At 66.4% G+C, this 13,905-nt stretch carries 9 protein-coding genes; 1 reads left to right on the plus strand and 8 read right to left on the minus strand.

Going from position 1 to position 13,905, the window contains the following annotated elements:
- Positions 1-175: 175 nt before the first annotated feature.
- Positions 176-382, plus strand: coding sequence for a hypothetical protein (locus ACODSP_RS03735; protein WP_156344386.1), 207 nt, complete (start codon positions 176-178; stop codon positions 380-382).
- A 280-nt stretch (positions 383-662) separates the two neighbouring features.
- Here ACODSP_RS03735 and ACODSP_RS03740 read toward each other — a convergent pair whose 3' ends face one another.
- The 8 genes from ACODSP_RS03740 to ACODSP_RS03775 form a co-directional block, all read right to left on the minus strand.
- Entirely contained in the window at positions 663-2,732 is a 2,070-nt protein-coding gene (locus tag ACODSP_RS03740; RefSeq protein ID WP_488964285.1) for a S9 family peptidase, read from the minus strand.
- 164 nt (positions 2,733-2,896) lie between these two features.
- Complete coding sequence (locus ACODSP_RS03745) at positions 2,897-4,987, minus strand: GAF domain-containing sensor histidine kinase (RefSeq protein ID WP_488964286.1); 2,091 nt, start codon at positions 4,985-4,987, stop codon at positions 2,897-2,899.
- A 155-nt stretch (positions 4,988-5,142) separates the two neighbouring features.
- Positions 5,143-6,861 carry an ABC transporter substrate-binding protein gene (locus tag ACODSP_RS03750; RefSeq protein WP_488964287.1) on the minus strand — a complete coding sequence of 573 codons (1,719 nt, stop codon included), beginning with the start codon at positions 6,859-6,861 and terminating at the stop codon, positions 5,143-5,145.
- The gene (locus tag ACODSP_RS03755) at positions 6,858-8,450 is read right to left on the minus strand and encodes a S8 family peptidase (protein ID WP_488964288.1); all 1,593 of its coding nucleotides are present in this window, start codon (positions 8,448-8,450) and stop codon (positions 6,858-6,860) included. Before ACODSP_RS03755 ends, ACODSP_RS03750 begins: the two co-directional genes overlap by 4 nt.
- Positions 8,447-9,733 (minus strand): lanthionine synthetase LanC family protein, encoded by a 1,287-nt coding sequence (locus ACODSP_RS03760; protein WP_488964289.1) that lies wholly within the window; start codon positions 9,731-9,733, stop codon positions 8,447-8,449. Before ACODSP_RS03760 ends, ACODSP_RS03755 begins: the two co-directional genes overlap by 4 nt.
- Positions 9,730-11,880, minus strand: a complete 2,151-nt coding sequence (locus tag ACODSP_RS03765; RefSeq protein ID WP_488964290.1) for a T3SS effector HopA1 family protein — start codon at positions 11,878-11,880, stop codon at positions 9,730-9,732. The genes ACODSP_RS03760 and ACODSP_RS03765 overlap by 4 nt, the downstream gene beginning before the upstream one ends.
- A 73-nt stretch (positions 11,881-11,953) precedes the next feature.
- Entirely contained in the window at positions 11,954-12,658 is a 705-nt protein-coding gene (locus tag ACODSP_RS03770) for a hypothetical protein (RefSeq protein ID WP_488964291.1), read from the minus strand.
- Positions 12,659-12,818: 160 nt separating this feature from the next.
- Entirely contained in the window at positions 12,819-13,904 is a 1,086-nt protein-coding gene (locus ACODSP_RS03775; RefSeq protein WP_488964292.1) for an ABC transporter ATP-binding protein, read from the minus strand.
- Position 13,905: the final 1 nt, after the last annotated feature.

The raw sequence follows: 13,905 nt of genomic DNA on the forward strand, positions 1-13,905 counted from the left end.
TAAGGCCTTGATTGCGCATAGGTCCCTTGTGTGGGTGCGGGTGGTTCCGGCGGCAAACCATCCACGCCTTAAGCATAACTTCATCATTTCGCGGCAACCTTGCATAGTTGTGGCGTTACAAAGACGCCCTTTGTGCCATCATGCGGATGAGAAGGCGGGCTTCATTATGGGTATCATGATGACGATCCAGGATCTGAACGACCTGCGCCAGGACATCCTGATCAAAGCAGACGAGATGCAGGCCGAGGCCGCGCGTCTGGAACAGTCACAGCCGGAAGAGGCGGCGAACCTGCGCCGCATCGCCGACCGTCTGGCCGTCTATATGCGCGATTATCTGGATGTGTCGAACGTGGAATGGCTGCCCCCGGCGTCCAGCCGTTAAGCGTTTGCCACGTTCCGATTGATGCCCCATCCCTCGTCATCCCGGCGAAAGCCGGGACCCAGGGGCTAAACGCTCAACCGATCCGCAGTTTAGTTTAAGGCAGCGTCAGACTTTGATCCTGTTATTCTGGGTCCCGGCTTTCGCCGGGATGACGAAATGGGATGCTCTACGCAAACCCAACAACCGCTTAGACGCGTCCGTTTCCGTATGATCAAGCAGTCGGCAAGGCGACTGAATGGTCTGCCTGCGCCGCCAAAACGCAGGCAGACCGTGAGTTAACTCACTGCTTCGTCGTCAGCGCGTCCTTCAGGCCTGGCACATAGTCGGCCCCTTCTGGCACCTGGATGGAGGCGCCGTTGAAGTCCGTGCCCACCGGTTCCTGACGCCCGCCCAGGCAGTGCGACAGGAAGCCTTCGGCCACCGCATAGAAGCTGGTGCGGTTGGCGGGCCGGGCAAAGCCATGGCCTTCATCCGGGTACAGGACATAGGTGACGGGGATGTTCTTGGCCTTCATTGCCGTCACGATCTGATCGGATTCCGCCTGCTTCACGCGCGGGTCATTGGCCCCCTGGGCGATCAGCAGCGGCTTGGCGATCTTGTCGACATGGGTCAGCGGTGAGCGTTCGGTCAGCAGGGCCTTGCCTTCGTCTGTACGTGGGTCGCCCACGCGGCGGGCCAACTGTTCAAAGAAGGCGGCCCAATATTCCGGCACGCTGGCCAGCAGCGTGTTCAGGTTGGACGGGCCGACAATATCAACGCCGCAGGCAAAGCGGTCGGGCGTGTTGGTCATGCCCCACAGGGTGGCATAGCCGCCATAGGACCCGCCATAGATGGCGACCTTGTCGGTGGGCGTAATGCCATTCTTGACGGCCCAGTCGACAGCGTCGATCAGGTCGTCATGCATGGTCCGGCCCCATTGCTGGTCACCGGCATTGGTAAAGCCCTTGCCGAACCCGGTCGACCCCCGGAAATTCACCGACAGCACCGCATAGCCACGGTTGGCCAGCCACTGATGCTCGCTGTTATAGCCGAAGCCATCGCGCGCCCAGGGGCCGCCATGGACATTCAGGACCATCGGCACGGGCTGATCCGGCTTGCCGTCGCCATTGGCATCGGCCCCCGGCGGCAGCGACAGGTAGCTGACCAGCACCTTGCCATCGCGCGACGGGATTTCCAGCGCCTGCATGGGGGCCAGGGTCTTGCCCTCCAGGTTCGGGCGCACGGTGAACAGGCGCGTCAGGCTTTTGGCCTTGCGGTCATACAGCCAGAAGGCCGCCGGTTCGGTGACCCGGTCGATGATGACCGTCCACAGATTATCGTCACGCGACCGGCTGGTGATGTTCCAACTGCCCTTGGCCTCCTGGTTCAGGAACGCGATATCGGCGGCGACGGCGTCACCCACGGGCAGCCATTCATCCTTCAGATAATCGACATTATAGGCCTCCAGCGCGCCGGTGACCGGGTTAGTCATGGCCCCGCCGATATCCGCCTTGTCGCTTTCGGCCAGCAGCTTGGTTTCGCCGCTGTCCAGGTCCAGGGTATAGATGGCCGACTTGTCGCGCCCGGCGGTGGATTGCAGATAGGCGACATTGCCGTCCAGCGGGATACCGGTGACGCCGCTGGTCAGCACGTCTTCGGCGGCGATGGTCAGGATGGGCTTGCCGATCTTGCCATCCTTGATCGGCTCGATCTGCAGGCTGCCATCGGGCAGTGGCTTGGACGCCAGGCGCAGTGTCAGGCTGCGGTCGGCCTCGAACCCGCCATAGCCCTCATTCTTCATGACCAGTTCCAGCGTGCCGGTCTTCAGATCCAGCTTATGGATGTCATGCCATTTCGGGTTGCGGTTGTTGACGCCGATCAGGATGGCGTCCGGCACCTGGGTGGAGATGGCGGCGATTTCCACCGTCGTCTTCTCGAACGGGGTCAGCAGCTTGGTTTCCGCCGTGGCGATGTTGACGCCATAGAGCAGGAAATCCTCGTTTCCGCCCTTGTCCTGCAAATACAGAATCTGGTCACCGGCGGGCGCCCAGAAGAAGCGGCGGATGGGGCGTTCCTTGTCGGCGGTCAGGGGCTTGGCGGCGTCGATCTGCCCGATGGGGGCGACCCAGATATTCAGCACCCCGTCGCGCGGGGCCAGAAAGGCAATGGACTGGCCGTCGGGGCTGATGCTGGCGCCGGTACGGCTGGGATTGCCGAACAGGTCCTTGCGCGCGATCAGTTCGGCCGGGGCCGGCGTGGCGGCGGGCGCGGTCGCGGCCTCTTCCTTCTTGCCACAGGCCGACAGGGTGGTGGCCAGGGTGATGGCCAGGAGGCTGCTGCCAAGCAGCGCGGGCAGTTTCCGTGTGGTCACGTACGCTCGTCCTTCTTCTGATTGGGTTTCCCGTCACGTTGCCCCGTGAACAAGGGATCACATCCAAACAGAAGAGGGAGTTTCCGGCAAGCCATCGTGCGGGTTGTACACGGAAGGGTAACGTTCCGCCCTCAATCGCCGGGCGGGCGCATCCGCGCCCTTGGCTATTCCGCTGCGGTGGCGCGGGCGGGCGGAGTGCGGGGCAGGGTGATGGTGAAACGGGTGCCGGCCCCCGGCGCCGTGGACAGCTCCACATCCCCGCCCAGGGCGGCCTGTGCCAGATTATGGACGATATGCAGGCCCAGACCGGTACCGCCGCTGCCGCGCCGGGTTGTGAAGAACGGGTCAAAGGCACGGGCCGCCACCTCCGCCGTCATGCCCACGCCATTGTCGCTGACGCTGAACCGCACGGGCTCGTCGCGGCCCTGCACGGGGTCCAGGCGGATGGTGATCACCGGTTCGGCGATGTCGGCAAAGGCGTGTACGGCGGCATTCTGCACCAGATTGGTGACCAGCTGTGCCACCGGCCCCGGCGCCACCAGCAGTGTGACGCCGTCGGCCAGATCCAGCACCACGCCGATCCGGCTGCGCCGCAGCAGCGGTTCCAGGCTGCGCACCGTTTCGCGCAGATACTGGCCCAGATCGATTAGCTGCGCATCCTCGCTGGACTGGTCGGCGGCCACGCGCTTGAAGCTTTGAACCAGATCGGCGGCACGGGTCAGGTTGGTCAGGACCACATGCATGCCTTCGCTGGTGATCGTGATGAATTCTTCCAGATCGCTGCGTTTCAGGGTGCGGCCATCGACCCGTTCCTTCAATTCCTCGCATTGAGTGCCGATGAAGCTGGCGCCCGTCAGGGCCACGCCCAGCGGCGTGTTGATCTCATGCGCGACACCGGCCACCAGCCCGCCCAGGGAGGCCAGCTTCTCCTGCTGCACCAGCCGCGCCTGCGTGGCGCGCAGTTCGGTCAGGGTGGTGTCCAGCCGGCGATAGGCCTGGGCATTGGCGATGGCGATGGCGGCACTGGCGGCCAGGGTGCGCAGGATATCCTGTTCGCGCGGGCCATAGGCGCCATGCCGCCGCGTCTGCACCGTCAGCACGCCCAGAACCTTTTCCGAAAAGGCCAGGGTGCAGAAGGCCAGCGAGGCCATGCGCGCATCCCCGCCTTCCTGCAAGGTGGGCGCCGTTGCCGCCGCCGTGCTGTCCAGCACCAGTACATCGGCGCCATTGGTCAGCGCCTTGACGGTCAGCGAGGTGGGGTGGCTCAGCGGATAGCGGGGCAGGTCCGGCTTGTCCACGCCATCCAGCGTGAACAGCACATAGCCCACCTCGTCCGCCGCCTCGTTCAGCAGGGCGATGCCGAATGCATCGGTGGGCAGCAGATCGGCGGCACTCTGCGCCAGGGCGGCATAGACCGCCGCCGGGTCCAGCGTGGCCGTCAGGTCGCGCCCGACATGGCCCAGCCGGCTCAAGGTCGTGGCCGACGCCTCCAGCTCTGCATTGGCGTGGCGCAGGTCGGCGGTCCGGGCATCCACCTTCTCCTGCAAAATCTCGGTATCGATGCGCAGCCGCTGCTGATACCGGCCGATCAGCCAGGAAACCAGCGCCACGCCCGCCGACATGGCGACGGCGAAATACAGGAAGGTCTGGATGGTATTGTCGGCGCGGTGCGCGGCGGCGGCGGCCAGTTCGCGCGCCTGATTGCCATGTTCGCTGACCATGCGGTCCAACTGGCTCTGCACCCGGTTGAACATCTGGCCGAAGGATTCCAGGTACGCGACCGCGCTGGGATAATCCAGATCGACCATGGACCCGACCCAGGTCACGGCGCTGCGGTAATCCGACAGCTCGTTCAGCATGTCGTTGATGGCGGGGATCTGCTCTGGCCGCGCATCATTGCGACGATAGGCCTCCATATCGGTGATGACGCTGTCCAGCGCAGAGGTGGCATTCTCCAGCTCGGCGCGGACATCAATGCCTTCACGCTCGGCGGCCTTCAGTACCAAAATCCAGTTGAACCGCGCGCTCAACCCCTGCATGCGGTTGCCGATATCGGCCAGCCGCACACTGGCCTCCATATTGCGCAGGATCAGGGCATTGTCGCCCGACAGATCCTGCACGGTCTGTCCGCCACGGCTGTACAGGCCGGCCATCAGGATGACGACGACCAGGGTCGGGATCAGCGCGCGCAGGATCGGGCCCAGGCGACGGCCCTGCCAACGCAACGTCAGTCCCTGGCGCCGGGCATCAATCATGCTCACCATCTGACCCATCGCCGGGACGGGTTATCCTTGCCCGATCCGGACCAGTCCTGATCCCTCATTCCCTGGTCTTCCATCCACCACACGCCATCATTATGCAGGATTGCTCAAACTTTGCAGATATTCAACCACATGTACTTACGGCCTGTTCATGGCCGCGCCGGCGCGGGTGCCATTTTGGGCCGCCAGCGCTGCACGGTCAGCACGGGATCGCCAAAGGGCGGGTTGCCCACCCCCTCCAGGCGGTTGGTGAAGACGGTGCCGACGCTGTTGAACCACATCGGCATGCGCGGCAATTCGGTCATCAATTCCTTCTGAAAGCCCAGCCACGCCTCCCGCTGGTCCTCCCGCGTGCATCCGGCGCGGTCGATCTGCGCAATCGCATGGTCCAGGCTGGGGGTGCGGTTGCCGGCAAAATTCAGGCCCTGCATGCCGTTCTCCGCCGTCGGAATGCTGCTGGCCAGGAAATAGAGCGGCATGGAGGGGGAGTTGGCGACATAGGTGATGCTGCTCAACACCATGTCGAACGTGCGCGCCCGGAAGGTGCCGATAATGTCCGTCTCTTCCTTCAGCGTGATGGCAAATCCGGCGGCGCGCCAGGCGGTGGCCAGTGCCTGACCCACGCTGCGGTCGCCGGCGCGATAGGATACGGTCATTTCCAGCGGCTGTCCGGCGGCATTGCGGCGCTGTCCAGCCTTGTCCCGGCGCCATCCCGCCATGTCCAGCAGATAGGCCGCCCGTGTCGGATCATGGCCATAGCGCGGGAACCCCGCCGTATAGGCCGGCAGACCCGGATGCAGATAGCCCGGCGCCACTAGCGAGGTACCCAGCGTCAGGTCGCGGACCATGGCCTCGCGGTCCAGCGCCAGATACAGCGCCTCACGCACCTGCCGGTCGCCCAGGGCCGCATGGTCGAAATTGGGGGTCAGCCAGGTCAGGGTGGAGGAGGGCGACCAGATCACCTTGAAACTGTCACGCCGTTCCTTGGTGAACCGGATCAGCGCATCCTCCCGCACGCTTTTAGGCAGCAGGATATCGATGGTCCCGTCCAGCAGCCCCTGTTCGGCGGCGGCGGGGTCACCGAACAGCATGTCGATATGCTCAAAATACGGGGCCGGGCCGGCATAGTAATGGTTGCGGCGCAGCTTGATCACGCTGGGTGCCGTTTCGGCCTCAATGACATAGGGCCCCAGATACAGGCCCGGATGCGTGCGTTGGGTGTAATAGAGCGTGCGCTGGAAATAGGTGGCCGGATCGGCAGTGTAGAGCGGTTCCTCCAGCCGGCGGGGCAGGGGCGGGGGCACGAAAAGCTGTTCCTTGCACAGCACCCCGTCATAGACCACTTCCAGCCGGCGTTCCCCCGTCATCCGCATCGACCGGATGCGCGAGGTAATGCCCGTCGGGTCCAGGATCAGAGGTGGGTAGCGCTTGGCCACCGTCAGCCCGAATTCCAGATCGCCCAGTTCCAATGGCGTGCCATCGCCCCAGCGCAGGTTGGGCAGCAGGTCGAACACGGCCCGCGTCACCAGCCGCCCCGCCTCATCCGTATAGGTGACCAGCGACCCGTCCAGCGCGTTGGGCAACTGGGTACAGAGCGAACAGGCGATCAATTCGCCATGCATGCGCCCGATCACCCCCTGGGTCAGGCGGAACAGGGTGGCCTGCGGCTGGGTGATGATCTGTGCGAAATGGGTGCGGGGATAGATATTGTCGGCGGCCATCACCACCCGCTTTTCCTCCAGCAGGCGATGGCTGCGCGCGTCCGGCATTCCGGCCCCCTGCGCGCCCACCCCTTGCGTCAAGGTCAGCAGGAACAGCAGGGCCACAAGGCCCTGTCCCAGGTGGTGGCGCAGGCCGCCCCCCCTCATAACACCGGATGCGCGTGCGCGGCGCCGCAACCCTGATACCAGGGGGCAAGGCCGAGATTGACCAGCTGTCGGGTCAGGGCATAGCGCGCGTAATCGGCCCGGCTCATGCCGCGCGGCAGGGTGCCGTAAACCGGGTCGCGCGACAGGATGGAGGCCAGAACCCCCGTGGTCAGCGGGGCCGCCAGCGAGGTTCCGCTCATATCGGCATAGGGTGTGGCCTGACCATAGCGCGACGGGATCGTGGAGATCAGGCCCGTTCCCGGCGCGATGGCATCGATCTGCCAGCCGACGCTGATGAAATCCGGCACAAAGAGGCCGCTGGCCGTGAACCGGTCGGGCGTATCGGGGATCCAACTGGCCGCAAAACTGCCCACGGGCAGGGTGCCCAGCAGGCCCAGCGCCGATACGGCCACACATTCGGGATAGGCGGCGGGATAGGTGACGGCCCCGCCCTCCCCATTGCCCGCCGATGCCAGACACAGCGTGCCGTGTAGGCGGGCCGCGATGATGGCGTCATGTTCGATTGCCGACGCCGCCCCGCCCAGGCTGAGATTGATCAGGTCGGCCTTGAAATCCAGCGACAGCAGGTCGATGGCGGACGCGATATCCACCTGGCTGGCCCCGCCATTTTCCGGATAGACGCGGACGACGCCGATATCGGCACCGGGCACCAGCCCGCAGAAATCCCGGCTGTCCACCGGCGGACGGGCCCCCAGCAGGCCGACCGTGGCGGTACCATGATCCTGCACATCATGGGCGGCGGCGGTCCCTGCAATGAATTCGCCATTGATGAAGGCGCCCAGCCCCTGCACATGCGACAGAAGCGGGGTCGGCCCCACGCCGGTATCGATCACCCCGATGCGCAGCCCCGCACCGCGATGCGGATCATAGCTGGGATGGCCGGTCAGTGCCTGCCACCATCCGACCGGCCCCTGCGGCAGGGCCGGCAGATGCACCACCTGCCCGTCATGGGGGGCGGGGACCAGCATGCTCCACGCCCTGCCATAGGGCAGGATCAGGCCCTTGGACGGGGTCCAGCCCTGCTTATAGGGCAGCACGGCGACACCCTTGGCGTCGGCCACCACCTGCACCAGCTTGGTATCCTCACCCCCCGTTTCGAACCAGACGCCGACCTGTGCCCCCTCCGCCGGGTGCCCATCGGCCATCACGGTCAGGCGCAGGGCCGTCTGCGCCTTCTTCTCCGCCGCCGTCCGGGGGGCGGGTTCCGGCGTTACCCGGCGGTGCAGGTCGCGCAGCACGGGGGGCAGGGGGCGCGGAATATCGCGCGGCAGCTCCCGCTCCACCAGAAGATGGTCGGGCCGTTCCGTCAGTTTGGCTTCCAACTCCCCGGCATCGCCCTCCACCACCAGGATGCGGCGGCCATGGTCGCCCGGCGCCTGCTTCTGACGTTTCAGGTTGGTGATGGGGGACAGCACCTTGTCGACATAGGTATCGAACTGCTCCCGCGCCCGTTTGCGCTGATCATCATCCTGCACATGCGCCGTGCGGTGCGACACGACCAGCCGTGCCGTGCCGCCGCCTTCTGTCGGGGAACCGGGAAAGCGGGCGCCATGTCTGGGGGCGTTCATGGTGTGGTTCCTCCCGTTGGAATGTTGCGTGTGCCCAGGAACGGATCGGGCAGCAGGATGCTGCCCGCCGCCATCGGGTCATGCAGGCGCAGATGATAATGGCCGATCCCGGCCAGACCCGTCATCAGGCCCGGCACCTCGCCCACGTCCCGCACGCCGCAGGGCCAGGGGGTGCGCGGCAGCCCGTGCCGTTCGATCCCGCGATAGCCGATGCCGGCGGCCAGCGCCGTCCAATCGGCGCGGTTGCGCCACAGACCGGCATCCAGCAGCAGATCGCCCATCCCGGCCAGCCCGTGGCAATAGCTCTGGTCCGGCGCCTCTGCCCCCATGGGCCGCGACAGGAAGGCAACCAGTGCGGCCATCGCCGCCTCCAGTTCCTGTTCCAGCAGCGGGTCCTGCGCGCCGGCCATCAGCAGCCACAGGCGCGACCGTCCGATCCCCGCCGCGCCATGGCACCAGGAGGCGCCAAAGGCCGGGGTCGTGGATGGGTTTCCGCCGGCATCGCGGAAATCGGGCCAGTTGCCCTGCACCGGATCGAACCGCGCCCGTTCATACCGCAGGGCCGCCGTCAGCGCCTCTGCCCAGCGCGCCTCACCCGTGGCCAGATGCAGGCTGGCCAGGGCCGGCAACATGCCGCTGCCGCCATGGGCAAGTCCTGTCGGGGCCGGCCCCGATGCATCCGCCGCCGGCCAGGACAGACCGTCCGGCCCCGCCTGTGCGGCGGCCAGCATCATCTCCCCGGCCTTGACGGCCATGTCGATGAAGTCGGCCCGCGCCTGCGTACGAGCCAGGGTCAACAGGACGGGCACCAGACCGGCGGCCCCCGACAGCAGGTCCACCCCCGTCACCGCCGCCGCCGCGCGTGCCACCAGATCCAGCCCGCGTTCCACCCGGTCCTGCCGCCCCTGCGCCAGACCGATGCTGATCATCACGCCGCCCGTGCCGGCGGCACCGGTATAGAAACCCGGTCCCCCGGCCTGCTGTTCGGCCAGGGTCAGCGCCTGTTCGGCGGTGCGCGCCACCACCCGGTCGCCCGTGCGCTGATGCAGCAGCCACAAGAACAGCGCGATGCCCGCGGCCCCCTGATACAGGTCACCACCCACAGGCCGCAGCAGGAACTGCGTCAGGTTCTCCCGCCGCTCCGTCTGGGTCCGCAGCCAGTTCAGCGTGCCGTCGCCGGTGCGCAGCGCGTCGCGGCACAGGCGGCGGCCGATCTCATCCGCGCAGCGCAGGAAATGTCCGCGTCCTTCCACTAGGGGCGCACTCGCCAGCATCTGGTTCATGCCGCACCCGCCAAGGGCCGGTACAGATCGGCCATGCCCGGCGACAGGTGCAGCGCATCCAGCCGCAGGCCCGCCCCCGTCAGCCGCGCCGCGATGCAATCCATCAGCGCCCCACCGCCCGTCCAGGCATCGATGATCCCCGCCGCCACCTGCCGGCACCGCGACTGGCCGAAGCTTTCGCCCGTCCCCGGATCATCCGCCCCGCCCAGCCCCGGCAGCAACCGGCGCGTGAATAGCGGTTCCCCCGGACGCAGCAGGGGCAACAGCACGGGCACGGCTTCGTCCAGCACCTCCAGCACCAGCGGCAGGTACCGGCGCGGCGGGTACAGGACCAGCGTGTCCACCCGGTCATAAAGCGCCGGCGATGATGGGCATTTCAGGCTGAACGGGATGAAATAGCGGTTCAGGCCCAGGGTCAGCAGGTGCAGCAGGGCCGGTGCCTGTTCGGTGGCGACATTGAAATAAAGTCGCGCCAACTCCCCCTCATCCGCCGCACTGGCCGGAGTTTCGCCGAACGCGTGGAAATATCCGGCCTGTGCCGTCTGCGACTGGTTCGGCATGGGGATATCGATGCGCTGGCCCGGCGGCGGCGTGTATCCGGGCGGCAATCCCGCCTGGGCCGCCGTCACCACGCGGTAGCTGCCGCCCTTTTCAACATGCAGCCGCCCGTCCGGCGTCACCTGATAGACCTGCCAGCCCCGGTCCAGCACATTCTGTCCGGCATTGGCCGCCGACAGGGCCGCGATCAGGGCGGGATCGGGCGTCAGGTCGCGGGCTGTCGCCTCCATCGCCGTACCGGTCCAGGGCTTTGTATAGGCCTGCTCATACAGCAGGGGCCAGATCGCCTCCACCATCGCCACCCGCACATCCTGCCCCGGCTGCACCGATACCGGCACGGGCGGCAGGCCCGGCAGCTGCACCGATTGCGGCGGCACGATCCGCACCGCCTCCGCAATGGCGATCAGGGTAGGGTCGGCCCACAGGCCGTGGGGGCGGGGGGCTGGTGCCTGCATCGCGCGCGTCACCGCCACGGGTGCCGTGCCCGGCGTGACCGTGCCGACCCCCATGAATTCCGCCATGAACCGGTCTGCATCACTGAAGGCCAGACCGGCCAGATTGGTCAATTCTGCGGCCAGCGGCGGCACGGTGGCGGAGGTAAAGGTGCTTTCCATGGCGCTTTGCAGCAGCCTTGCCCCCAGATAGGGCACCACGGCGCGCATCGCGACATCATCGGCCTGCCAATCTCCGCCCGTCGCCGCCTGCCAGAACCCGGCCATGGCGGGGAACATGGCGGTCAGCGGTTCCATCGGCACCGGTTCCGGCGCGCGGGGCGGGGCCGTGGGATCGGCCAGCCAGGGCATGCGCCCGTCCTCCACCAGCCAGGAGGCATAAAAGCCGGACAGGACCCCCGCCACATCCCACAGCGGATCGCCGATATCGGCCAGTTCCCAATCCACGATGCGCAGCTCCGGCGCCCCCGCCGGCACGCCCCGCACCAGGATATTGTCCCACTTCATGTCACCCTGGATCAGGGTGCGCGGCTGCCAGCGCGACAGCGCCCCCTCCAGACCCTGGAGGACGCTGGGCGTGGCGCGGATCATGGCGACCAGTTGCGCGCCCCCCGCCCCGAACAGGGGCACATCCCGTCGCCCGATGGTCAGGATCCAGGGGGCCACGCGCTGCGCCCCGATCTGCGTGCCGATCATCTCCGCCGCCGGCGTCGCCTCCGCATGGATGCCGGCCAGACCGGCACCCAGCAGCGACAGGATATCCACATCCATCCGCCCTGTGCGGCGGTAATGGGCGTCCAGCGTCTCCGCATCGGCAAACAGATCGAAGATCAGGGCCTGACGCCCCTCCTCAAACCGGCGCAAACGCACCGTGGCGCCCCGCAGGGCGGCCAGGGCCGGCACCGTTTCCGCCAGCCGATGCAAGGCCGCCTCCCGCCCGATCGACCCGGCCAGATCGGGGGCGGATGCCGCCACCTGCTTGATGAACAGGCCCGGCCCATCAATGCCGGACACGCGGAAGCTGCGGTTACGCCGCCGCACCTCCCGCACCCGCAACTGATCACCAGCGACATCGCGCTGTGTCAGCAGATCGCGTGACAGCAGAAAGGGCGCAACATCACTGGCCAGCAGGAACATGGGGCCGCCTTCGCAAGGGCTGGGCAACGGGGCCGGCAGGGTCGCATCCCCGCCGGCCTGTTACAGGCGGATGTCAGGCCGCCGGCGGGCAGTAGGTCGTCTGCGTCACCCAGGGATTGCCGGCCACACCCGTCTGCGGCGGTGCCGCCGGTGCCTGCGCCCCAGCCGCCGCCTGTTGCGGGAAGCTGATGGTGCCCGGCTGGGCGAAGCTGATCGTCTGCGGCTGCGCAAAGCTGATCGTCTGTGGCTGAGCGAAGCTAATGGTCTGCGGCTGGGCGAAGCTAATCGTCTGGGGCTGGGCGAAGCTGATCGTCTGTGGCTGAGCGAAGCTAATGGTCTGCGGCTGCGCAAAGCTGATCGTCTGTGGCTGAGCGAAGCTGATCGTCTGCGGCTGGGCGAAGCTAATCGTCTGCGGCTGTGAGAAGCTGATGGTCTGGGGCTGGGCGAAGCTGATCGTCTGCGGCTGTGAGAAGCTGATCGTCTGGGGCTGGGCGAAACTGATCGTCTGGGGCTGGGCGAAACTGATCGTCTGCGGCTGAGCGAAGCTGATCGTCTGGGGCTGGGCGAAGCTGATCGTCTGCGGCTGCGCAAAGCTTATCGTCTGCGGCTGTGAGAAGCTAATCGTCTGCGGCTGCGCAAAACTGATCGTCTGCGGATAGGCGCAGTTGGCCGGGGCGCAGGAGATGGTCTGGGGATAGGAGATCGTCTGCGGATACGAAATGGTTTGCGGGAAGGAAATCGTCTGCGGGAAGGAAATGGTCTGGGGATAACCGTACATGCAGCACCTCTCCGATAACCCGTGTCCGGGCGTGTGGCGTCTCCCGGCTGCAGGCGCGCAGCCCCCTTCTGATTAACCCGCCTGGGGGAGGCTGTTCAAGACGATATCGAGAACAGGTTCTGGTTAATTACCCTTATTACGCGTATCGGGCGGGGGTGCCTCAGTTCAACCGCACCCCCTCACCGGTATCGAAAAGGCTGGCTGCGGCCCCGTTCAGGTGCAGGCCGACCATCTGTCCCGCCGACAGGGCCACGCCCGGCGCCATGCGGGCCGTCACCTCCCGCCCGGCCAGCCGCAGCAGGACAAAGGTGTCCGGCCCCGTCGGCTCCGTCATCATCACCTGGGCCTGACAGGTCCCGCTCTCTCCCGCTGGTGCCAGGGACAGATGTTCCGGTCGCAGGCCCAGCACCAGCCTCTGCCCCACCTGCAACCCCGTTCCGGCCCGCAGCCCCGGCAGCGGCAATATCTGCTGATCCAGGCGCAGCGCGGGGCCGTCATCGACCAGCGCCAATTCCCCTTCCAGGAAGTTCATGGTGGGCGCGCCCACGAAACCGGCCACGAATCGGTTGGCCGGTTTGGCATAGACCATTTCCGGCCGATCGCATTGCTGCACCCTTCCCTTGTTCATCACCACGATGCGGCTGGCCAGTGTCATGGCCTCCACCTGATCATGGGTGACATACAGCGTGGTGCGGCGTCCCCGTTCATGCAGGCGTTTCAGTTCCACCCGCATGTCGGCGCGCAGCTTGGCATCCAGGTTGGACAAGGGTTCATCCAGCAGGAACACCTGTGGCTCCCGCACCAGGGCGCGGCCAATGGCCACCCGCTGCTGCTGCCCGCCCGACAGTTGCGACGGCTTGCGGTCCAGCAGATGTTCGATCTGCAGCAGTTTGGCCACGTCCGCCACCTTGCCCGCCACCGCCGCCCGGTCCAGCCCGCGCATGGTCAGGCCAAAGCCGATATTCCGGCGCACCGACATGGTGGGGTACAGCGCATAGGACTGGAACACCATGGCGATGTCGCGCTGATCGGGTTCCAGATCCGTTACGTCGCGGTCGCCGAAATGGATGCGCCCGCCCGTCGGTTCCTCCAGCCCCGCCACGATGTTCAGCAGCGTGGACTTGCCACAGCCCGACGGGCCCAGCAGCACCAGGAACTCACCCGGCTCGATATCCAGGTCGATCCGTTCCAGGACATTTGTGGGCCCAAAGCTTTTGGCGATGCCCTGCAGATGTACGCGTTGCATC

This window comes from Niveispirillum sp. FG156 (assembly GCF_057809555.1).

What these genes read in the sequence shown, in the direction of transcription:
- ACODSP_RS03770 (WP_488964291.1), bottom strand. Translation starts at nt 12,658, where the DNA reads ATGTACGGTTATCCCCAGACCATTTCCTTCCCGCAGACGATTTCCTTC.
- ACODSP_RS03775 (WP_488964292.1), bottom strand. Translation starts at nt 13,904, where the DNA reads ATGCAACGCGTACATCTGCAGGGCATCGCCAAAAGCTTTGGGCCCACA.
- ACODSP_RS03765 (WP_488964290.1), bottom strand. Translation starts at nt 11,880, where the DNA reads ATGTTCCTGCTGGCCAGTGATGTTGCGCCCTTTCTGCTGTCACGCGAT.
- ACODSP_RS03735 (WP_156344386.1), top strand. Translation starts at nt 176, where the DNA reads ATGATGACGATCCAGGATCTGAACGACCTGCGCCAGGACATCCTGATC.
- ACODSP_RS03750 (WP_488964287.1), bottom strand. Translation starts at nt 6,861, where the DNA reads ATGAGGGGGGGCGGCCTGCGCCACCACCTGGGACAGGGCCTTGTGGCC.
- ACODSP_RS03760 (WP_488964289.1), bottom strand. Translation starts at nt 9,733, where the DNA reads ATGAACCAGATGCTGGCGAGTGCGCCCCTAGTGGAAGGACGCGGACAT.
- ACODSP_RS03745 (WP_488964286.1), bottom strand. Translation starts at nt 4,987, where the DNA reads ATGATTGATGCCCGGCGCCAGGGACTGACGTTGCGTTGGCAGGGCCGT.
- ACODSP_RS03755 (WP_488964288.1), bottom strand. Translation starts at nt 8,450, where the DNA reads ATGAACGCCCCCAGACATGGCGCCCGCTTTCCCGGTTCCCCGACAGAA.